Origin of the sequence: Aquisalimonas asiatica, assembly GCF_900110585.1 — a bacterium.
In the GTDB taxonomy this organism is placed as follows: domain Bacteria; phylum Pseudomonadota; class Gammaproteobacteria; order Nitrococcales; family Aquisalimonadaceae; genus Aquisalimonas; species Aquisalimonas asiatica.
The window spans coordinates 737,894-757,884 of record NZ_FOEG01000001.1; the positions used below are offsets into that span (position 1 = coordinate 737,894).

19 protein-coding genes, 1 tRNA gene and 1 other RNA gene are annotated in these 19,991 nt (G+C 67.0%); 9 read left to right on the forward strand and 12 right to left on the reverse strand.

What is annotated here, in order from left to right; all coding sequences use genetic code 11:
• Positions 1-21 precede the first annotated feature (21 nt).
• Genes glcE through BMZ02_RS03495 form a run of 3 tightly spaced genes read left to right on the forward strand, consistent with a single transcriptional unit; the run spans position 22 to position 3,181 of the window.
• Complete coding sequence (glcE, locus tag BMZ02_RS03485) at positions 22-1,089, forward strand: glycolate oxidase subunit GlcE (RefSeq protein ID WP_091639943.1); 1,068 nt, start codon at positions 22-24, stop codon at positions 1,087-1,089.
• Positions 1,090-1,125: 36 nt separating this feature from the next.
• Positions 1,126-2,340 (forward strand): glycolate oxidase subunit GlcF, encoded by a 1,215-nt coding sequence (gene glcF, locus BMZ02_RS03490; RefSeq protein WP_091639945.1) that lies wholly within the window; start codon positions 1,126-1,128, stop codon positions 2,338-2,340.
• 16 nt (positions 2,341-2,356) lie between these two features.
• Entirely contained in the window at positions 2,357-3,181 is an 825-nt protein-coding gene (locus BMZ02_RS03495; RefSeq protein WP_091639946.1) for a sulfurtransferase, read from the forward strand.
• A gap of 8 nt (positions 3,182-3,189) precedes the next feature.
• Here the strand turns inward: BMZ02_RS03495 and orn are convergent, their stop codons facing one another.
• A complete protein-coding gene (gene orn / locus BMZ02_RS03500; protein WP_091639948.1) occupies positions 3,190-3,744 on the reverse strand; it encodes an oligoribonuclease in 555 nt (184 codons plus the stop codon).
• Between the two features lie 105 nt (positions 3,745-3,849).
• Between orn and rsgA the strand changes: the two genes are divergently transcribed.
• A complete protein-coding gene (gene rsgA, locus BMZ02_RS03505) occupies positions 3,850-4,734 on the forward strand; it encodes a ribosome small subunit-dependent GTPase A (protein WP_091639950.1) in 885 nt (294 codons plus the stop codon).
• Between the two features lie 15 nt (positions 4,735-4,749).
• On the opposite strand, the gene recR is transcribed toward rsgA, so the two are convergent.
• From recR to dnaX, 3 genes are read right to left on the reverse strand one after another with little or no spacing between them, the layout of a single operon-like run.
• On the reverse strand, positions 4,750-5,349 hold the full coding sequence (gene recR, locus BMZ02_RS03510; RefSeq protein ID WP_091639952.1) for a recombination mediator RecR: 600 nt from the start codon (positions 5,347-5,349) through the stop codon (positions 4,750-4,752).
• Positions 5,350-5,679 (reverse strand): YbaB/EbfC family nucleoid-associated protein, encoded by a 330-nt coding sequence (locus tag BMZ02_RS03515; RefSeq protein ID WP_091639953.1) that lies wholly within the window; start codon positions 5,677-5,679, stop codon positions 5,350-5,352.
• A gap of 33 nt (positions 5,680-5,712) precedes the next feature.
• Positions 5,713-7,524 (reverse strand): DNA polymerase III subunit gamma/tau, encoded by a 1,812-nt coding sequence (gene dnaX / locus BMZ02_RS03520; RefSeq protein WP_091639955.1) that lies wholly within the window; start codon positions 7,522-7,524, stop codon positions 5,713-5,715.
• Between the two features lie 140 nt (positions 7,525-7,664).
• Here dnaX and BMZ02_RS03525 point away from each other — a divergent pair.
• The 3 genes from BMZ02_RS03525 (at position 7,665) to BMZ02_RS03535 (ending at position 8,590) form a co-directional block, all read left to right on the forward strand.
• Positions 7,665-7,755: transfer RNA gene (locus BMZ02_RS03525), tRNA-Ser, on the forward strand.
• Positions 7,756-7,975: 220 nt separating this feature from the next.
• Positions 7,976-8,072: signal recognition particle sRNA small type (ffs, locus tag BMZ02_RS03530), an RNA gene on the forward strand.
• Between the two features lie 41 nt (positions 8,073-8,113).
• Positions 8,114-8,590, forward strand: a complete 477-nt coding sequence (locus tag BMZ02_RS03535) for a hypothetical protein (RefSeq protein ID WP_091639957.1) — start codon at positions 8,114-8,116, stop codon at positions 8,588-8,590.
• On the opposite strand, the gene BMZ02_RS03540 is transcribed toward BMZ02_RS03535, so the two are convergent.
• Positions 8,566-11,709: a sensor domain-containing protein gene (locus BMZ02_RS03540; protein ID WP_091639958.1), complete on the reverse strand. Its 3,144-nt coding sequence runs from the start codon at positions 11,707-11,709 to the stop codon at positions 8,566-8,568. The two genes, BMZ02_RS03535 and BMZ02_RS03540, sit on opposite strands and share 25 nt — an antisense overlap.
• A gap of 175 nt (positions 11,710-11,884) precedes the next feature.
• Between BMZ02_RS03540 and BMZ02_RS03545 the strand changes: the two genes are divergently transcribed.
• Both BMZ02_RS03545 and BMZ02_RS03550 read left to right on the forward strand, forming a co-directional pair.
• A complete protein-coding gene (locus BMZ02_RS03545; RefSeq protein WP_091639960.1) occupies positions 11,885-12,592 on the forward strand; it encodes a TetR/AcrR family transcriptional regulator in 708 nt (235 codons plus the stop codon).
• 126 nt (positions 12,593-12,718) lie between these two features.
• Complete coding sequence (locus BMZ02_RS03550) at positions 12,719-12,904, forward strand: hypothetical protein (protein WP_139209133.1); 186 nt, start codon at positions 12,719-12,721, stop codon at positions 12,902-12,904.
• Positions 12,905-12,926: 22 nt separating this feature from the next.
• Here BMZ02_RS03550 and BMZ02_RS03555 read toward each other — a convergent pair whose 3' ends face one another.
• The 7 genes from BMZ02_RS03555 to BMZ02_RS03585 all read right to left on the reverse strand — a co-directional run bounded on the left by BMZ02_RS03555 (position 12,927) and on the right by BMZ02_RS03585 (position 19,989).
• On the reverse strand, positions 12,927-14,714 hold the full coding sequence (locus BMZ02_RS03555; protein ID WP_171909792.1) for a sensor domain-containing diguanylate cyclase: 1,788 nt from the start codon (positions 14,712-14,714) through the stop codon (positions 12,927-12,929).
• 294 nt (positions 14,715-15,008) lie between these two features.
• A complete protein-coding gene (locus BMZ02_RS03560) occupies positions 15,009-15,284 on the reverse strand; it encodes a hypothetical protein (protein WP_091639965.1) in 276 nt (91 codons plus the stop codon).
• A gap of 31 nt (positions 15,285-15,315) precedes the next feature.
• Positions 15,316-15,615: a sulfur carrier protein ThiS gene (gene thiS / locus BMZ02_RS03565; RefSeq protein ID WP_091639966.1), complete on the reverse strand. Its 300-nt coding sequence runs from the start codon at positions 15,613-15,615 to the stop codon at positions 15,316-15,318.
• Entirely contained in the window at positions 15,605-16,873 is a 1,269-nt protein-coding gene (locus BMZ02_RS03570) for an NAD(P)/FAD-dependent oxidoreductase (RefSeq protein WP_091639968.1), read from the reverse strand. The genes thiS and BMZ02_RS03570 overlap by 11 nt, the downstream gene beginning before the upstream one ends.
• 13 nt (positions 16,874-16,886) lie before the next feature.
• The gene (locus BMZ02_RS03575) at positions 16,887-18,737 is read right to left on the reverse strand and encodes an aldehyde ferredoxin oxidoreductase family protein (RefSeq protein ID WP_091639969.1); all 1,851 of its coding nucleotides are present in this window, start codon (positions 18,735-18,737) and stop codon (positions 16,887-16,889) included.
• 15 nt (positions 18,738-18,752) lie between these two features.
• Positions 18,753-19,268, reverse strand: a complete 516-nt coding sequence (locus BMZ02_RS03580; RefSeq protein WP_091639971.1) for a 4Fe-4S dicluster domain-containing protein — start codon at positions 19,266-19,268, stop codon at positions 18,753-18,755.
• Positions 19,269-19,620: 352 nt separating this feature from the next.
• Positions 19,621-19,989: a gamma-glutamylcyclotransferase family protein gene (locus BMZ02_RS03585; protein WP_216110666.1), complete on the reverse strand. Its 369-nt coding sequence runs from the start codon at positions 19,987-19,989 to the stop codon at positions 19,621-19,623.
• Between the last annotated feature and the right edge of the window lie 2 nt (positions 19,990-19,991).

Here is a 19,991-nt window from a genome sequence, read left to right on the forward strand (position 1 = left end):
ACAACAAGGGATCCGGTTTACATGACCAGCAACGACCACGGCGATGCGCTCGCGCAACAGGTTGCAGCCGCTGCCGACAGCGGGACCCCCCTGCGCATCCGCGGCCAGGGCAGCAAGGATTTCCTCGGGCGGACGCCAAGCGGCGACGTCCTGGACCTGTCCGCGCACAGCGGCATCATCAACTATGAACCGACGGAGCTGGTTCTCACTGCACGCGCCGGCACGCCGCTGAGCGAGCTTGAGGCGGCGCTGTCCGGGAGCGGCCAGATGATGCCGTTCGAGCCGCCCCATTTCGGTGATGCGTCAACCATCGGCGGCACCATCGCCGCCGGGCTTTCCGGCCCGCGCCGGCCCTGGGCCGGTTCCGCCCGGGATCTGATCCTCGGAGTGCGGCTGATCAACGGCCAGGGCGAGAACATGCGTTTCGGCGGGGAAGTCATCAAGAACGTCGCCGGCTACGACGTCTCGCGGCTGGCCACCGGCAGCTACGGCACCCTGGGCGTCATTCTCGACATCTCCATGAAGGTGCTGCCCCTGCCCGAGGCGGAAGTCAGCCTGCGCCTTGATCACGGCGAGACCGAAGGGTTCAACGCGGTTGAGCAGGCGTTCCGCGCCGGCGTCCCCGTCTCCGGCGCGGCCCATGACGGCAAACAACTGCGCGTGCGCCTGTCCGGAACGAAACTGGCGGTGGACGCCGGCATCAAGCACCTGGGCGGCGAGCAGGACGACGACCCCGCCACCTTCTGGCACGCACTGCGTGACCACAGGTTACCCGTATTCACCGACGACGGCCCTGCCCTGTGGCGGCTGTCCCTGCCCCCCATGGCGGACATACCCGACCTGCCCGGCCAGCGCCTGGCGGACTGGGGCGGCCAGCAGCACTGGCTGCGTACCGATGCGAGCCCCGAGCATGTGTTCAGCGAAGCGGCTCGACTCGGCGGACACGCCACCTGCTTTCACGGTGGCGACCGGGACGGCGACGTGTTTCACCCGCTCAGTCCTGGCCTGCGGCGCCTGCACGAGCGGGTCAAGACCGCCTTCGACCCCAAGGGCATATTGAATCCGGGCAGGCTCTACGCCGGCATCTGACCACGCGCCTCGACCGCAAGCGACTCGGGATTCCCCATGCAGACCTGGCTTACCGACGCGATCAAGAACACCCCCGAAGGACAGGAAGCGGAACGCATCCTGCGCAAGTGCACCCACTGCGGCTTCTGTCTGGCGACCTGCCCCACCTACCAGCTGGTCGGCAACGAGCTGGACAGCCCGCGTGGGCGCATCTACCTGATGAAACAGGTGCTGGAAGGGCAACCCGCCACCAGCACCACACAGATGCACCTGGACCGCTGCCTGACCTGCCGCAACTGCGAATCCACCTGCCCGTCGGGCGTGGAGTACGGCAAGCTCGTGGACATCGGCCGGGCCATGGTCGAGGAGCAGGTGCCCCGCTCCGGACACGGGGCGCTGATGCGCTCGACGCTGCGCACGGTGCTGCCACGCCGTCGGCTGTTCTCCGCGCTGATCCGTGCGGGCCAGGTGTTCCGTCCGCTGGTGCCGGGCAGCCTGCGGGGCAAGATCCCGCAACCGCGACAGGCTCCCGCCTGGCCGGAACCCAAGGGTCACTCCCGCAAGGTGCTGATGCTTGAGGGGTGCGTGCAGCCGGCGCTGGAACCGGCCATCAACCCGACGACCGCGCGACTGCTGGACCGCCTGGGCATCGAGATCGTCCGCACCAGCGGCAGCGAGTGCTGCGGCGCCATCGACCAGCACCTGGGCCACCCGCAGAAGGCCGCGGAGCGCGTGCGCGCCAATATCGACGCCTGGTGGCCCCATATCGAAGCAGGCGCGGAAGCGGTGGTGGTCAACGCCAGCGGATGCGGCGTTCAGGTCAAGGACTACGGCCACCTGCTGCAGGATGACCCCGAGTACGCCGACAAGGCCGCACGCGTCTCCGAGCTGGCCGTGGACCCGGTCGAGCTGCTGCTGCAGGAGGAGGAACGTCTCGCTCCAGCATCCAGTGCCCCCCGCAAGGTCGCCTTTCAGTCGCCGTGTACGCTCCAGCACGGACAGAAGCTCGGCGGACGTGTGGAGGCCATGCTGCGTCGACTGGGCTTTGAACTGACACCCACCCCCGATGCACACTTGTGCTGCGGCTCCGCCGGTACCTACTCGGTCCTGCAGCCGGAAATGGCCAAGGAGCTGCGGACCAACAAGCTGCGGAACCTGCAGTCCGGCAAACCGGAGCTGATTGCCACGGCCAACATCGGCTGCCTCACTCATCTGAACGAAACGTCCGAGGTGCCCGTCCGGCACTGGCTGGAACTGCTGGACGCCCGCTGAAGGAGCCAGACATCCCATGAGCGAACCGCTACTGCCTCTGCTGGTCGAGCCGGAACAACTCCAGGCGAAACTGGACGACCCGCGCCTGCTCATCGTCGACCTGAGCGACCCGGCCGTCTATGCCCAGCAGCACGTGCCCGGCGCCATCCACCTCACCTACGCCTGGCTGGTGCGCAAGACACCGCCCGCCCTTGGCCTGCTTCCCGACGCAGAGGCACTGTCGGCGGTGCTCTCGGAGATCGGCCTGAGCTACGACCGTCACGTGGTCGCTTACGACAACGAGGGCAACGGCCGCGCCAGCCGGTTGCTGTGGACGCTGGACGTCTGCGGCCATCCCCACTGGTCGCTGCTCAACGGCGGCAGTCACGCCTGGTTCAACGAGGGCTTTCCCGGCGAATCGGGCGAGAATACGCCAGTCGCCAGTGACTACCGGGTAACGCTGCCGCCGGACCCGCCCGCCCTCGCGGACAAGGAATGGCTACTCAAGCATCTGGACGACGACAACGTGGCGGTGCTGGACGCGCGCTCACCGGGGGAGTTCGACGGCGTGGACGTGCGTGCCGCCCGTGGCGGGCACATCCCCGGCGCAGTCAACCTTGAGTGGACCCAGGCGATGGACCGGGAGCGCAATCTCCGGCTCCTGCCGCCGGAACGGTTGCAGGCGATGCTGGCGGAGCGCGGGATTGGCCCGGAGCAGGAGGTCGTGGCCCACTGCCAGACCCACCACCGGTCCGCCCTGAGCTACGTCATGCTGCGCAGCCTGGGCTATGAGAAAGTCCGTGGCTATGCGGGCTCATGGTCGGAATGGGGTAATGACCCGGACACCCCGGTGGAGCAGTAGGTCGCCGCCTACTGCCCGGAGGCGACCAGAAAGCGCTCGCGGTAGAAGCGCAGCTCCCGGATGGACTCCTTGACGTCGTCCATTGCCAGGTGGCTGCCCTCCTTGCGGAACTCCTTCACCAGATCCGGGCTCCAGCGCTTGGCCAGTTCCTTCAGCGTGCTCACGTCCAGATGCCGGTAATGGAAGTAGGCTTCCAGATCCGGCATGGAGCGGTGCAGGAACCGCCGGTCCTGGCAAATGCTGTTGCCGCACATGGGCGAGACACCGGCCGGCACCCACTGCTCCAGGAATGCGATCGTCTCGCGCTCGGCCGCGGCCTCGTCGTACTCGCTGCGGCGCACGCGATCCGTCAGCCCGCTGCGGCCGTGCTGGCGTGTATTCCACTCGTCCATCCCCTGCAGGATCTGGTCCGACTGGTGAATCGCGATCACCGGCCCCTCGGCGAGAATGGTGAGCTGGCTGTCGGTCACCACCGTGGCGATCTCGATGATGTAGTCCCGATCCGTATCGAGACCTGTCATTTCCAGGTCAATCCAGATCAGGTTGTCGGGACTGGGTGCCATATCGGGGGATCCTTCGTATTGCGGTGAGTTGCCGCAGATTCTACCAGAGGCTATGCTCCCGGGCCGCCTTCGATTTCGGCACCGCCCACGGGGCAACGGGTACGGATGGATCAAGCCAGGGTCATTGTCAGCTTCGGCGCCGACAGCATCATCGAGACCGCCGATGGGCAGCTCCACCGCGCGCTCACCCGGCGCCGCACGGGCCGTGCAATCGCCGGCGACCGCGTTGACTGGGGCGGGCAACCACCCCATCAGGTGGTGATCGAGCGCATCCAGCCCCGCCGCAACACACTGGTGCGCACCAATTACCGGGGGCAGGAACGGCCCCTGGCGGCCAACCTGGATCAACTCGTCGTCGTCTGCGCGCCCCAGCCCGCACCGGATCAGCGCCTTGTAGACCGCTACCTGGTTCTCGCCACGAGCCTGAATGTGGATCCCGTGGTGGTGATCAACAAGAGCGACCGCCTCGATGATCATGACGCCAGCGCCGTGCAGGCGGCACTGGCCGGGGCGCACGCACGCGCATGCCCGATCCACACCGTGAGCTGCGCCACCGGCGATGGCCTGGAAGCGCTGACCGCCGCCCTCGCCGATCGCACCAGCCTGCTGGTGGGTCAATCAGGCGTCGGTAAATCGTCACTGATCAACGCCCTGGTCCCCGACCGGCAGGCCCGCACCCAGGCCATCTCCGAGGCCAGCGGCCAGGGCCGGCACACCACAACGGAGACCACCCTCTACCCGCTACCGGGCGGAGGCGACCTGGTGGATTCGCCAGGCGTGCGCATCCTGCGCCTGGCGCATCTGTCCCGGGACGTGATCGAATCGGGATTTCCTGACATTGCACCCTATGCAGACGCGTGCGAGTTCAGGGACTGCGAACACGATCGTGAGCCCGGCTGTGCGGTGCGCGCCGCCGTGGATCAGGGGCGGATCGACGCAGGCAGGGTCGCCAGCCTGCAGGAGCTGCTGGCAGAGCGCAACGCCGGCTGACGCTCCGCGCGCCGGCTACTCGTAACGACGGCGACCGGCGAAAGCGTGACCCAGCGTGCCGCTGTCCACGGTCTCCAGCTCACCCCCCATGGGCACGCCGTGGGCAATGCGGCTGCAGCTTGCCCCGCCCTCCCGGGCCAGTTCGGCCACGTACTGGGCAGTGGCCTCGCCCTCGACGGTGGGGCTGGTGGCCAGGATCACCTCCCGGATCTCGCCGGAGCGCAGCCGCTCCTCCAGCCGGTCGAGACCGAGCTCCGCGGGGCCGATTCCGTCCAGAGGCGACAGCCGCCCTCCCAGCACGAAGTAGCGACCGTGATAATCGGTGGCCTGATCCAGGGCGAAGACATCCGACGGGCTTTCCACCAGGCAGAGCACGCCTGCATCACGCCCGTCGCTGCGGCAGATGGAGCACTGCTCCTCTTCAGTGGGGAGGCGGCAGTCCCGGCATTCGCCCACACGCTCCATGGCGGCACCCAGCACCTCCGCCAGCGCCGCACCACCGCGTCGATCCCGCTGCAACAGGTGAAACGCCATGCGCTGCGCGCTCTTGGGACCAACCCCGGGAAGGCTGCGCAGGCTGGCGATCAACTGTTCGATCAGAGGGGAGTAGGCCATTCAGAACGGCAGCTTCATTCCGGGCGGCAGCCCCAGCCCCTCGGTCATGCCCTGCATGCGCTCCTGGGTGGCATCCTGAACCTTGCGGACGGCGTCGTTGAAGGCAGCCGCGACCAGATCGGCGATCATGTCCCGGTCGTCCTCGTCACCGAACAGGCTCGGATCGATCTCGACCCGCTTGCATTCGTGCTTGCCGTTGATGACCACCGACACCATGCCACCACCGGCCTGGCCGGTGATCTCCATCTGCGCGATCTCCTCCTGCGCCTTCTGCATGTCGGCCTGCATCTTCTGGGCCTGCTTCATCAAATTGCCCATACCGCCTTTCATGACATCATCCTCACAGTTGCATTGCCGCCCCGGTCACTCCGCGGGCTGAATTGAATCCGGCAGCACCTCGGCACCGAAGCGCTGCTGCATGTCGGCGATGGTCGGGTCGTCCCGGATCGCCGCTTCCGCCGCTTCCTGACGCCGGCGCCGCGCCACCTCCACCCGTTCCGCCGGGGTCTGCTCCGCGGCCTCCTCGGATGCCCCCGAGCGCTCGACCTGGAAACGCACGCTGACAGCCTCGCCGAGATGGCCGCCCAACGCTGATTCGATCCGCTGCTCCACCTGTTTGTTCCGCAGGGAGCGATGCCGCTCGTCCAGACAGAGCGTGACCACACCACCGGCGTAGCCACCCCAGCGACACTGCATCGCCAGCGCCTGGGCCATACCCGACAGCGACAGGCGGGGGATCAGCTCGTGCCAGGGAGGCAGCGCCTCCGCACTCACCGGCGCACTCGCGGGCACGGCCGGTGCCGACGGGTGATGGTCGGTGTTCCGCTCCGCCGGCTGCGCCATTGCAACCGGCTCCGGCGGGGGCTCGCCCCCGGGCTCGGCCCGCTCCTCCACGGCATCGGCAATCGCGGCATTGGCGGCCTCCGCCGGGTCGGCACCGAAACCGGTGTCGCGCGGAGCCGCAACGCCGACCGAACCGTTCCCGGGAGCGGCAGACCGGGGCGCCGCCGTACCGCCTGCCGGCGCCTGCTGCGGCGTCGTGGCGCGCGCTGCCGCCGGCGCGTGTCCTCCGGCAGGCGGCGTGGTGCCGTCGTCCGGGCGGAATGCCAGCATGCGCAGAAGCACCATCTCGAACCCCATGCGCGGCTCCGGTGCCAACGGCAGGTCACGTCGCCCGGTCAGCCCGATCTGGTAGAACAGCTGGACATCCTCGGGCGTGAGCGCATCGGCGAGCGCCTGCAGCCGCTCGCGGTCGGGATGGTCTTCATCCACCGCCCCGGGCACGGTCTGGAGCAGACCCAGCAGGTGGAGATTGGTGAGAATGGCAGCGAGCACGTCCGTAAAATCGGGACTGCGCTCCGCCAGCTGCTCCACGACGCCCATGAGGCCGTCGCCATCCTGATCGGCCAGTGCCGCGATGATGTCGAGCACGCTGTGATCCTCGATGCTGCCCAGCATGCCGCGCACGTCATCATCGGTAACCTGCCCGCCGCCGAAGGCCAACGCCTGATCCGTGAGGCTGAGCGCATCGCGCATACTGCCGTCGGCCGCCCGCGCGAGCCGGGCGAGCCCCGGCGCCTCGGCGGCGATGCCTTCCTGTTGCAGCACGCGGCCCAGATAGTCGGCAATCAGGCTCGCCGGCAGCCGCTTGAGGTTGAACTGCAGGCAGCGCGACAGAATGGTGACGGGAACCTTCTGCGGGTCCGTGGTGGCCAGCAGGAATTTCACATGCGGAGGCGGCTCTTCCAGCGTCTTCAGCAGCGCGTTGAAACTGTGGGTGGAGAGCATGTGCACTTCGTCCACCAGGTAGATCTTGTAACGCCCGTGGGTGGGCGCGTACTGCACGTTGTCCAGCAGCTCCCGGGTATCCTCCACCCGCGTGCGCGACGCCGCGTCCACTTCGATCAGATCAACGAAACGGCCCTCGTCGATGGATGTGCACGCTCCACACGTACCGCAGGGTTCACTGGTGACCCCTGTTTCGCAGTTCAGGCACTTGGCGAGCACCCGGGCGACCGTGGTCTTGCCGACCCCACGGGTGCCGGTAAAGAGATAGGCGTGGTGCAGGCGATCGTTCTCCAGGCCGTTGATCAGCGCACGCAGCACGTGCTCCTGACCCGCCATGTCCGCAAAGATTCTCGGCCTGTACTTGCGCGCCAGTACCTGATAGCTCATGCCGGTATTCGCCAACCCTGTCCCAAGTGGACGGAATTGTAACACCTCGCGGCAGCCACTCGCCTGCCACCCGATGCATTGCACCAACCGCTGTTCTGGTTTAATCTTCCCGCCCTCGATGGCACGCACCATCGTAGACCGGAGAGGTGTCCGAGCGGTCGAAGGAGCGCGCCTGGAAAGCGCGTGTACGGTCACCCCGTACCGAGGGTTCGAATCCCTCCCTCTCCGCCATTTTCAGCTAAGCGGTGCCGACTGGTACCGTTTAGCTGAAAATCGGGACATTGCGGTTTCGAACCCTCGGCGTTAGACACGCCGGGTTCGACCGCGGAGCGAAGCGGAGCAGTGCGTTGCCGCGAAGCGGCGACGACCCGGAGGGCGAGGCGCGTCAGCGCCGTGGCAATCCCTCCCTCTCCGCCATTTTCATCAAGTGGCACCGATTCAATGGCGGCGGTGCCGGTCCCCCCGCGGCGATAAACTGTGAACCCGGTCAGGCCCGGAAGGGAGCAGCCGCAGCAGTGGACTCGGGCGCCGGGGTGTGGCTGGTACTCGCCGCCTCCCTCTTTCTGGCCCCACCGGATCCCCCGTCGTCATGTTTCCATGGGAAGGCAAGGAACTCGCAGAGATCGACGCGCTGATGGCCGCGCGCGACCCGCGGCGTTACCGCCTTGCGCTGGTCACGGACACGGCGGACGGCGACGCCACCGTCATGGTCTGGTTCTCCGGCCGTAGCGAAATGGGCCATTACCTGGCACGGGTGGAACCGCGCCGCCGCGGGCTGGACGGGCTGGACTACATCCGCCTGCGCGACGCGCTCCAGGAGACCCTGGCAGGGCTGGAGATCAGGGGCACCAGCAACGATCTCCGCGAGGCCGTCAACCTGTGTGCGGACCCGCTCTTCCGGATCCGCTGGTGGGGCACGCTGGAATCACTGCGCCAGGGCGACACGTCCTGGGCCCGTGAACAGCTGGCGGCGCTCCAGCCCGCGGCGACTCCCCCTCTGCACGCGCGCCGCACCAGCGAGCTCCTGCAGCACCTGCAACGCTACGCGCCGCGCGACCCCGCCTGACGGCGGCGACCTTCGGCCCGGCGATCCCCCGTACCCGCAGCCCCCGTGTCCCGCGCCTGGTCGTACGCGGCCACCGCTTCCAGAACCATCTGCTCCAGCGTGGATTCGGACGCCCCCCGATCGACAAATCGCTGGAAGGGCTGCTGCTGGCCGAAATGGTGGGCGCGTACCAGCACATCGCCGACGCCGCCCATCAGCAGCCGCCGGACCTGCGGATAGAGCGCCTGTACCCGCGTGGCGAATGAGGTCATGTCATCCTCACATGCGCTCTGGTCCACCAGCACGGCTGCAGTCTCCCGCGTCGCCAGCCACTCGAAGGCCTCGCCCGTGGTCGTTACGCGGTCCACGGACAGCGCGCGCCCGTGCGCCGGCGTCACTGCGTCCAGTTGCCGCAGCAGCGCCTGGTCACCGCCGACCACGAGGAGACCGGCCATGGCGCTGTCACCATCGCCCGCCACCGGGAAGCGATGGCCGTCCCGCACCAGGTCATCGAAGGTGTCCACGGACAGTGGACGACTGAGGAAATAGCCCTGCATCCAGTGACACCCGTACTGGCGCAGCATTCTGAGTTGCCCCAGGGTCTCGACCCCCTCCGCGACGATGTGGCAGTGCAGGCTGCCCGCCATGGCGATAATGGCGCGGACAATGCCCGCGGTGTCGGGATCCCGGGTCAGTTCGCTGACGAACGCCTTGTCGATCTTCAGGGTGTCCACGGGGAACCGGCGGAAGTAGCTGAGACTCGAGTAGCCGGTGCCGAAGTCATCCACCGCCAGGCTCAGCCCGAGCCTTTTCAGGGCCTCAAGGGTTGCCGCCGCCTCTTCGGGGTTGTGCACCAGCGAGCTCTCGGTGATCTCCAGCTCCACCCGGTGCGGATCGACATCGGTGCGATCAAGGATGGCCCTGACCCGGTCCACCAGCAGCGGATCATCAAGCTGGCGCGCCGAGAGGTTGACGGACACCACCAGATCCTGGCCATACTCCCGCCACCAGCGGCGCTGGGTCAGGCAGGCCTGCTCAAGCACCCACGCGCCGACGTCGAGGATCAGTTCGCTCTCCTCCAGGAGCGGGATGAAGTCCCCCGGCATCACCAGCCCGCGCTCGGAGTGGTTCCACCGCAGCAACGCTTCCGCGCCGGTGAGTCGCCCCGTTTGCATGTCGGCCTGCGGCTGAAAGTGCAGCTCGAACTCGCCCCGCCCCAGTGCGTGGCGCAGGTCGGTCTCCAGTGCCAGCCTCCGGCGTGCGTTCTCGTTGAGCCCGGCCGCGTAGTAGTGATAGCCACCAGCGCCGGACTTCTTCACCGCCTCCAGGGCACTCGCGGCATTACGCAACAGCACCTCCGGCCTGGCGCCATCTTCCGGATAGACGGCAATCCCGGCACTGGCACTGACGTAGAATTCGTGGCCCTGCAGGCGGAAAGGCTCCGCCATGGACCCCAGCAGCGCGCGCACGCGCGGCGGGATGGCGTCAGCATCGGGCAAGCCGTCGAGGATGACCGCAAACTCGTCTCCCCCCACCCGGGAGACCACATCGCCGTCATCGACGGCGTCCGCCAGGCGCTCGGCAACCGCCCGCAGGAGCCGGTCGCCCAGTTCATGGCCGTAGCTGTCATTGAAAATCTGGAAGCGGGTCAGGTTGAGGTAGACCACCCCGATCGCGCCATCCTGGGCCTCGCTATGGGTGATGGCCTCATCCAGCCGGGAGAGGAACAGGTCCCGGTTGGGCAGCCCCGTAAGGGCGTCGTACTCCGCCAGGTACTCCAGGCGCCCCTCGGCCTCGACCTGCTCCGTGATATCGGTAAAGAAGGACAGCGTCGCATCCGCCCCTTCCCACACGATCGTGCTGGCCTTGCCCTCGACCCAGCACACGCCCCCGGTAATGGTCAGAAAACGAAAGCGCAGCCCCTGCTCGACGCTCTCGCCCCGCTGGATGGCACGATACCACTCCCGCACCCGGTCCCGATCCTCCGGGTGCACGAACGTCATGGAGGAGCCGGACGTGTACTCCGCCGGCGAAAAACCCAGCAGATTGGCCAGCTGCGGATTGACGTAGCGGACCCGACCGCGCTGGGACACCACCAGGCCGTCATGGGTATTCTCCACCAGCGAGCGATACTGCTCGCGGGACGCGTATAACGCCTCATCCATGGCCTTGCGCTCGGAGATATCCCGCGCAATGGTGGACAGGTACTGCACGCGCCCCAGATCATCGCGGTGGGCCACGATCACCTGGGACACCGGCAACTCGCGGCCGTCGCTGGTCATGAGCGCCGTCTCGCCGCTCCAGCTCCCGCAGCGCAACGCTTCCGGAACAGCATGGTCGCGGGCCAGGCGCCGCGCCCAGAATGGCATGAACTGCGTGGCCTCGAGCGCGTCCACCACGGCATCCCGTTCCACACCAAGCAGCGACCGGCCGGCCCGGTTCAGGTAGGTGATATTGCCCCGGGGTGTGCAGGTGGCGACGAGATCCGTGGTCGATTCCAGCACGGTGACCAACCGCTGGCTCTCGGCCGAGGCCCGGACCCAGTCGGTAATATCCGTCACCACGACCACGAGCTGACGCCCCGCCGGCCCGTACGGGTCGACGGACCAGTCCACGCGCAGTTCCACCGGTTCAGGCGTCTCCGCTGCCAGCTGCCCGCGAAAGCTACCGGCGCCATCGCCACCGGAACGGACCCGCTCCAGCGCAGACGAGAGCTGCTGGTGTGCGCCCAGGCCGCGCAGGAGCTCTCCGAACTCCACGCCGGGCAACGACGGGCCAGCCACCTCGAAAAGCCGCTCGGCTTCGGGGTTCCCGAACCGGATGACGCCGCCGGCATCCACCTCGAGGAGGGCCTGGGGAAGCGCCTCGACGCGTTGGCGCTGGCGCCGTTCAGCGTGTTCCATGGCCTTGAACGCGTGCAGCTGACCGGCCACGCCACGCCTGACCCCGAAAAACAGCAGCACCGCTGTCACCGCAACGAACACGAGCCCCTTGCCCATGCCGATCAAGGTGTGGGACTCGGGGTCCAGCCCCATCACCACGATCGCGGAGTCGCTGAACAGAATCCACAGCGCCGCAACGAACGCATACAGCAGGGCAACGCGAGCCGGTAGCCGGGGAAGGTGATGGTCTTTTCGCATACACTCCCGCCCTGTCCTTCCTTGAACCGGTGAACCGGCTCCCAACGTGCTTCCGGGATGATGCCACGGCGCAGCCTGTCAATCGACCAGCCGGCCCCCATTACTAACACAGACCTTGGACATCACCCCCCGCCTTGCTCAATAATCCGGAGATCACACCCAGACAGAGCACCCCATGGTACAGACCCCGAATCAGCCCACATCCCGTCGTTACCGCGGCCGGACCAAGGAGGAACTGCGCGAAGAGCGCCGTGAGCGGCTTCTGCACAGCGGCCTGGAGCTCATGGGCAGGGACGGCTACCCCAATACATCCATCGAGCGCCTGTGCGCCCATGCACGCGTGACCACCCGCCACTTCTACGAGCATTTCCGTTCCCGCGAGGAGCTACTGACCGCGCTGTTCGACGCGTTCATCGACGATGCCCTGAACGTGGTCATGGAACGGCTGCGCGCCCGCGAGGACGACGACCCGGTGGAGCGGGTACTTGATGCGCTGCGCGGCTTCGCCCGGCTGTGCATGAACAACCCCACCCGGGCGCGGCTGGCCCTGGTGGAGACCGTCGGCGTCAGCCGCGACCTGGAGAGCAGGCGCCGGGACGTCATCCGTCACTTCGCGGAAGTCATCGCCGGTGCCGCGGGCCACATGGCCGATCGGGGCATACTCGCACCGGCGGACTACCGACTGGCCGGGGTTGCGCTGGTGGGCGCGACCAACGAGCTGCTGGTGGAGTGGCTCTCCGGCGACACCGGGCTCGATGCCGAACAGATGGAACGCCAGCTCACCGGCATCTTCCGTGCGATCATCGGCGGCTCCCGCAGCGGACAGGCTTCTCTGGATGATGAAGCAGTCGGCGGGACACCCGATACCGGATCCCACTCCTGAGCGCGGGCGGGTCTCGACGCAACGCTGCAGGAGGCGCTAGTCTTGGCATATCGGTCCGTCAGCACCATGGAGCCGGGCCGGAACCGCTACACGGGAGGACATCTCATGGCGCTGTGGAGGTGCCGTGTGCCTGCAACCGCACAGGACCACGGAGCAGAAGAAGAAGGTGTGGTCGTCGAGGCGGAAACGCTGGAGACGGCGAAAACCCTGGCGAAACGGGAGCTGGAATTCGAGGAAGTCTCCGTGGATGCCAACGGCCGGACCATTGCCGTGGAGATTACCGATATCGTCTGCGAACCCATCGACGACTGAGAGGCAATCGAGCGCGTATCGCCTACGGCGCGGTTTCGCAGGGTCCCTGCCAGTAACGCACGCCCGCCGCCTGCAGTAACCGTAGCTCGTGGGAGGTGGTCACGTGGTCGCCGATGGCTTCCGCATGACAGGCGCGGGCCAGCGCGCACATGGCCTCGAGCGCGGCCGCCGGATCCATCCCGGTGCGCTCGCTCGCGAGAACGTCCCTGACAGAGATCCGCAGCACATCGGGGCGCGTCGTCTCGAGCAACGCCAGGGAGAGCGCGTTCTGCTCGATGGTCCTCACGGCGATGCGCAGCCCCGGCAGCCTGTCGCGCAGCCGGTGGAGGCTTGCCTGGATACGCGCCGGTGGATCGCCCATGATTTCCGTCACGTCCAGCTCCATCTGCGGCGGCAGCGCGGATTTGTCGTCCAGGCACCCGGCCAGGAACTCCGGGTAGTCGGGGTCAAGCAGCGCCGGGCGCGGCGGTCGTACGGCCACCGCCATGCCATCGGCAAACCACGCCGGGTCCAGGCGATCACGAATCGCCTCGCGGCAGATGCGCTGCACCTCCATGCGGGCGTCGGGCGTCTGGACCTGGCGCAGCAGCCCCTGCATGGAACGCAGCCGCTCGGCATCCCTGTCCCACCACTGCAGCAACAGTTGCCGGCCAACCAAGACACCATCCCGCCAACGCGGCCACGCGTTCAGGACCAGACTCTCATCCAGCGCACGCGGGTCGCTCATCAGCTCCAGCAGGCGGGTATCGGGCCGGCGCCGCGCATTGTGCTCTCCCGCGGTGCGCATGCCGTCCTTGCCTTCCCGCTTGGCGAGGTACATGGCACCGTCCGCTTCGTCCAGCAGGCGCTCCGGCGGGCAGTCCGGAAAATCCACCGACAACGCCAGCCCGATGCTGGGCGTCAGACGCAGGGTAACGCCTTCCACGTGAAGCGGCTCGCGCAGGTTGGTGAGCAGCCGCGACGCCACATGCTCGCTCGCTGCGCGATCCACCTCACGCATCAGAACCACGAACTCATCGCCACCGAGGCGCGCCACTTCGTCTCCGGGACGCACGCCGGCAAGCAGCCGGTCCGCGACCACCATGAGCACGCTGTCGCCGACACCGTGGCCGCTGCTGTCGTTCACGGTCTTGAAGTCATCGATATCGAGAAGCAGCACGGCGACGCGGTCACGCCGGCCGTCCGTGGCCAGGTCGTCCCGCAGCAGGGCCATCAGGCGACGACGGTTGATCAGCCCCGTCAGTCCGTCCCGATTGGCTTCGTTACGCACGTCCATGAGGGCATTGCTCATCCCCATGACCACGGCGGCAAGTCTTGCAAACCGGCTGACGATGTCCGCGCACCCACTGGGCGAGGCGCTGTCCACCCGGTGGAACACGTACAGGCCACCCAGGCGGTTTCCCGCACCATCAGCGATCTCATCACACGTCACCGCATGGCCGCTCTCGTCCGGCAGGAGCGCCGCGATCCATGCCCACTGGGGAGCATCGTCACTGACGATCAGGGCGTCCTGGCGCCCTGCCGGCAGAACCTGGCCCTGGGTCTCCATGGCCTGTAACGACTCGGCGACACGGCAACCGGCGTCGCAGCCGCCAACGGTGGCGCCCGCTCCATTCCCCTCAATGCGGATGATGACCAGCACACCGGGAAGCGCCGTCTCCAGGGCCAGGCAGATCTCCTGGAGCACAGGCATATTCACTGCCCGAAGGCGCTCTGCCGGATCGTCCTCCACCCCGGCTACTGCCAACAGCCCCTCGCGGCCACCCGCGGACGTGCCGTCCGCCGGACCGGTCTCGGTAAACGTTCGCACCCCTGTCACCTCGCCATCGCCGTTATGATTATCGAGGCGTCGCCCCGTCCCTGGTTCATCGATCAACCGTCCCCGGCGCACACCCATGCCCGGCTCACCGGCCATCCCGTTTTGCGTTGGACCTGAACAGACGAAAAGCCGGGGTGAGGTTTTCACCCCGGCAGGAATAAAACGGGAGGAGCGGGACTCCTCCAAGTGCCGGTTGCCGGCTCAGACCTGACAGAAACCGGAACTTACTCGACCATTCAGTTAATGCAAGGTATAGCAGACTGTCATGGGAGATGCATCATCCCGTCATCCCCCGCCTCGCTGAAACCGCCGATTGAAGTGATCAAGGAACGCCTGGCGTTCCGGACCGGGGCAATCCACGAACGTCAGTGTCACGGGCAGTAACGGCAGCGCCACGGAGGCGATGCGCCGGACCTGCTCCGGTCCGAACTCCAGGTGGATCGCCGTGGTGCCTTTACGCGCCGTCACCCTGTTCGCCGTGCGCTGCCACTCGTACCCCGCCAGCACAGCCGGCAACGCCTGGACGAATTCCGCCTCCCGCAGCCCCATTTCCTTGGTCATCCGCTCCTCGCCGGGCGCCGACCCACACACCCTAGCCGCCGGCCACCGGCGGCCAGACCGCAAACGCATCGCCGTCAACGAGTACCGGCTGATCCCGCTCCCCCGGTTTGATATAGACGCCGTTGCGCAGCACCAGGTGCGCCATCTCCCGCGGCACCCCGAGCTCGGCCAGCAGGGCGTTGGGTGTAATGCCCGCCGGATACTCGGCGGTAACCTCGTTACGCTCTGCCCCGGCCGGCAGATAGACGTGCAGGCTCGCGAACAGCTTGATCTGCAGGCGGATCGTCTCCTGCCCGGCCGCGACCGTGTCGGCAGCCTGGTCAGAGCACATGGGCGTTGTACCCGATGGGCCGCGTCGCACCGAGGTACGCCTCCATGAGCCGGCTCGGATCCTTGCGCAGCCGCTCCTTCCAGACGCCCAGTTTGACGCGGGTCTGAATCAGGCCGCGCAGCACGCCCACGTGCTCGGTCAGACCGAGGGCACTGGCCCCCACCATGCGGTCGTCCTCGAATTGCAGATTGAGATAGCGGTAACGGTCCGGGTCATGCACGGTGATGCTGTCGCCGCCGTCCTTGCCCATCCACAGGCCGAACGAGCTGGAAATCAGCCCGAGGGTGTCGAGCACGTTCATGTTGACGCTGCCGTGATAGGCCTGGTGCCGGCCCACCATGTTGCTCGCCGCAACCCGCGCATGGTCGGCCGCCGTCGGCTGAATGGCGTGCACCGATTGCCCGCCGGTGGAGAAATCCACCCCCTGCGCCACGTCGCCGGCCGCGTAGATGCCGTCGACGCTGGACTTGAGCTGCCGGTCCACCAGAATGCCCGCATCCATGTCCAGACCGGCCCCCTGGAGAAACTCCGCGTTGGGGGTCACGCCCACCGCGGCAATGACCAGATCGGCATCCAGTACTTCGCCGTTCTCCAGGCGTACCGCGGCGGCGTGGTTGCCACGGCCGTCGTCGATGGATGCAACCTTTGCATCCACGTGAACCCGAACCCCCCTGGACTCGCACCAGTCCCTGATGAGGCCTCCGGCGGTTTCATCCATCATGCGCGGAACCATGCGGTTCCCCGCCTCCACAACGGTGAGCTCGGTGCGCCGCAGTGCCAGTGCCTCCAGGATGATGCAGCCGATGAAGCCCGCTCCGATCAGCACCACCCTGGCACCGGGTTGCGCGCTTTGCACGATGGCGCGGGCATCTTCCAGCGTCCAGCAGTGACGCACTTCCGGGCGGTCGCCTCCGGGCACAGGCAGGTCCAGCGGCCGGGAGCCGGTGGCGATGAGCAGGCGGTCGTACCCGAGACTGCCGCCCTGGCCCAGCGCAATGCTGTGCCCGCCCGGATCCACGCCGGTCACCTCGTCGTGCAGGACGCGAATCCGCTGCTCGTCGAAGTAGCCCGACTGCTTGCGCAGATATGTTCCGGCTTCCTCTATGTTCTCGACCAGGTAGTAGGGAATCGCCATACGGGAGTATGGCGGCTCCTGTTCGCCGCTGATCAGGGTGATCTCCGCGTCCGGATCGTGCCCGCGCAGCTGCTCGGCGGCCACCACACCGGCCGGGCCGGCGCCAACAATGACATGTCTCATGGTGCGCCTCCCTCTACAGCCCGAGCCGCTGACGCGTCTCGTCGGTGATCCGGCCGTCCTCGGTCCAGCCCCGGATCGCGTAGTAGTGCGGCATCATCGCCTCCACGTCGTTGACCATCCCCTGGGCAGGCCCGACGTTGGCGGCGTCCTTGCGCAGCCGTTTCGGCAGGGTGTCGTCCTTGCCGCTGAGCCCGGCCCTGAGGTTGAAGTCACGCTCCAGGTTCCAGATACGCTCACCGACCTGCAGCAGGTACTCGGTGCTCCACTCCCCCTCGCAGGCGGCGTCGATCTGCGGTGCGATGTCGTCCAGGGTCCAGGCGAAGGTGGTGAACACGCACAGTCCGCTGGAATCCACCACGGCGGTGGCGTCCTGAAACGCCTTGACCAGCTCCGGTTTGCCTTCCGTGACCAGTGGATCGGTCTTCTCCGGAATGCCGAGCACCTCCGAGGACACCGTATACCCTCGCAGATGGCAGGCGCCGCGGTTGGATGTGGCGTAGGCGAGGCCCATGCCCTGAATGCCGCGCGGGTCGTAGGCAGGGAATTCCTGCCCTTTCACGGTCATGGAAAGATCCGGGTGGCCGTATTTCTCGCACAGGCGCTTCGAACCCAGCCCCAGCTCCTTGCCGAAGCCTTCGCCCCGGGCGGTGAGCTCGGCGCAGGTAGTCAGCGCTTCCGCGGAGCCAAAGGTCAGCGCCAGCCCGCCGGTGTCATCCTTGGTGATGGCGCCCAGCTCGTAGAGCTCCATGGCGGCCGCCACCGTTGCGCCGAAGGAGATGGGGTCGATGCCATCCTCGTTGCACAGGAACATGCCGTAGGTCAGCGCATCCATGTCGTCCACGCCGGTGTCCGAGCCCAGCGCCCACGCCGCCTCGTACTCCAGGCCGCCAGAGGCGTGCCAGTACTCGGGCTTGTTCTTGACCGTATAGTGCCCCTGGTCGATGGTCGAGATCCGTCCGCAGGCGATGGTGCAGGCAAAGCAGGCCGCGTTAGTGGTCAGATTCGGCTTGCCGTCGCTCTCCCGCGGCTCATGCATAGCTTCGCCCGAGATCCTGTGGGCGCTCTCGAACTGCACCTCGCGCATGTTGCGGGTGGGCATGGCACCCATTTCGTTGATGACGTTCATCAGCACCTGCGTGCCGTACTGGGGCAACCCGCCACCGGTGACCGCATTGTCGGCCAGCACCTTCTTGCCGGCCTCGGTCGCCTGCATGAACCGCATCGGATCCTTGATGTTGCCGACCCCACGGCTGCCGCGCACGGCCACCGCCTTCAGGTGCTTGGAGGCCATCACCGTGCCCACACCGGAGCGGCCCGCCGCCCGGTGGAGGTCATTGACGATGGCCGCGTACAGATTGCCGGCCTCGGCCGCCCGGCCGACGCAGGAGATGCGCATGTCCGGATCCTGGTGCCGGCGGTGCAGAATGCCGTCCGCCTCCCAGACGCTCTTGCCCCAGATCTCGTCGGCGGGCAGCAGCTGCGCGTCCTCGTTCTCGATGTGCAGGTAGACCGGCTTCTCGGACCGCCCTTCGAAGATCACCATGTCCCAGCCGGCCATCTTCAACTCGGCGCCGATGTAACCGCCGGAGTTGGAGCAGGCGACCGCGCCGGTCAGCGGGCTCTTGGTCACCACCGAATAACGCCCGCCCGTGGAGGCCATGGTTCCGGTCAAAGGCCCGGTGACCATGATCAGCTTGTTCTCGGGTGACAGCGCGTCGACCGTGGGGTCGACCTCCTCCACCAGGTACTTGGTGGCGAGCCCACGCTGCCCGAGGTACTCCCGCGCCCACTGCTTGTTCAGGGGCTCGCTTTTGACGCTGCCATTGGTGAGATTCACCCGCAGCACGTTTCCCGTCCAGGCCATGTCTTGGTCCTCCGCTCAGCGCTCGAACACCTGCACTTCCTTCGGCTTCGGCGGATTGAACCGCGCGGGTGCCGAGGGAGCCTGCTGGGCCCAGGCGCGCATGCGCTCGTAAGTGGTGTCTGCTTCGTCCACGTAGGTAATGGCGCCGGTGGGGCAGGCCTTGGCGCACCAGGGGTCACCACCACAAAGATCACACTTGATGACCTTGCCGGAATCCGGCTCGTAGTTGACGGTGCCGAAGGGGCAGGCGATGGTGCACACCTTGCAGCCGACGCAGACGTCTTCAAGCACGTTCTTGGAGCCGGTCACCATGTCGACGACGATGGCCTCGACCGGGCAGGAGTGCATGCACCACGCCTCTTCGCACTGGGTGCACGTATACGGCGCGAACTTGCCTTCCTCGTGGAAATTGAAGACCTTGATCCGGGACTTGGCCGGGTTGAAGACGCCCTCGTTCTCGTAGGAACAGGCCATTTCACACTGCAGGCACCCGGTACATTTCTCGGGTTCCAGTTTAAGAGCCATTGCCATGGCTTTCTCCTCCGCTTTGGCACCGTTTGCGTTCTGAGCCTCGCAACCGCCAAAGCCTTGTCAGGCAGGGCATTCTGCGATGCCCTTCCTCCTGAGAATAGGCGCCATCACCGAAGAAGTCATGCGTTTTCGTTGCTGCAGTGCGAAGCCGCGGTTCGCCGCTGATGGTGGACCTGAAGGTCCACCCTACGGGGCTGGCGGCGAGCCGGGGCCATGGCCGAACGCGCTTGGCGTTGAGGATCTGAATGTCCACCCTGCGGGTGGCTACGGCTGCTGGTCAGGCACTTGGGAGAACCGGCGTAGGGTGGACCTTCAGGTCCACCGAACCCGGAGGCGCGCCGGGAGCCGACCGTCAGCGCCGGGAGGAATGAAACCAGTCGCCGGTGGGGACCTGCGGTAACCGCTGCCCACGGGGCCTGTAGAGGTAGATCCACGCCTCTCCCCACGGCGTGGCGATACGCTGGCGGGTGTAGGTCCGGGGGTAGTCCTCAAGGGCGTCCAGTTCCCGGAACTGTGCCGGTGTGACGGCATAGACCTCCCCCTGGATCGCCGTCTCGCCACCGTTGACCACCCCGGGATAAGGCCCCACGTCCAGCATGGCGAAGACCGGATCGGTCCGGTGCGCGCCCAGCAGGCGCGCGTCCCGCAGTAGACGATGATTGCTGCCACCCCGTCGCAGGGTGCCGTAGACGAAGACCTGTTCTCTGAGCGTTCGGGACACGC

Bases quoted from the DNA above. Each gene is read 5' to 3' on its own strand.
- glcF (WP_091639945.1), top strand. From the start codon at position 1,126: ATGCAGACCTGGCTTACCGACGCGATCAAGAACACCCCCGAAGGACAG.
- BMZ02_RS03560 (WP_091639965.1), bottom strand. From the start codon at position 15,284: ATGACCAAGGAAATGGGGCTGCGGGAGGCGGAATTCGTCCAGGCGTTG.
- BMZ02_RS03540 (WP_091639958.1), bottom strand. From the start codon at position 11,709: ATGCGAAAAGACCATCACCTTCCCCGGCTACCGGCTCGCGTTGCCCTG.
- rsgA (WP_091639950.1), top strand. From the start codon at position 3,850: ATGGATCAAGCCAGGGTCATTGTCAGCTTCGGCGCCGACAGCATCATC.
- dnaX (WP_091639955.1), bottom strand. From the start codon at position 7,524: ATGAGCTATCAGGTACTGGCGCGCAAGTACAGGCCGAGAATCTTTGCG.
- BMZ02_RS03575 (WP_091639969.1), bottom strand. From the start codon at position 18,737: ATGGCCTGGACGGGAAACGTGCTGCGGGTGAATCTCACCAATGGCAGC.
- BMZ02_RS03545 (WP_091639960.1), top strand. From the start codon at position 11,885: ATGGTACAGACCCCGAATCAGCCCACATCCCGTCGTTACCGCGGCCGG.
- glcE (WP_091639943.1), top strand. From the start codon at position 22: ATGACCAGCAACGACCACGGCGATGCGCTCGCGCAACAGGTTGCAGCC.
- BMZ02_RS03515 (WP_091639953.1), bottom strand. From the start codon at position 5,679: ATGAAAGGCGGTATGGGCAATTTGATGAAGCAGGCCCAGAAGATGCAG.
- BMZ02_RS03535 (WP_091639957.1), top strand. From the start codon at position 8,114: ATGTTTCCATGGGAAGGCAAGGAACTCGCAGAGATCGACGCGCTGATG.
- recR (WP_091639952.1), bottom strand. From the start codon at position 5,349: ATGGCCTACTCCCCTCTGATCGAACAGTTGATCGCCAGCCTGCGCAGC.
- orn (WP_091639948.1), bottom strand. From the start codon at position 3,744: ATGGCACCCAGTCCCGACAACCTGATCTGGATTGACCTGGAAATGACA.
- BMZ02_RS03570 (WP_091639968.1), bottom strand. From the start codon at position 16,873: ATGAGACATGTCATTGTTGGCGCCGGCCCGGCCGGTGTGGTGGCCGCC.
- BMZ02_RS03495 (WP_091639946.1), top strand. From the start codon at position 2,357: ATGAGCGAACCGCTACTGCCTCTGCTGGTCGAGCCGGAACAACTCCAG.
- thiS (WP_091639966.1), bottom strand. From the start codon at position 15,615: ATGTGCTCTGACCAGGCTGCCGACACGGTCGCGGCCGGGCAGGAGACG.
- BMZ02_RS03580 (WP_091639971.1), bottom strand. From the start codon at position 19,268: ATGGCAATGGCTCTTAAACTGGAACCCGAGAAATGTACCGGGTGCCTG.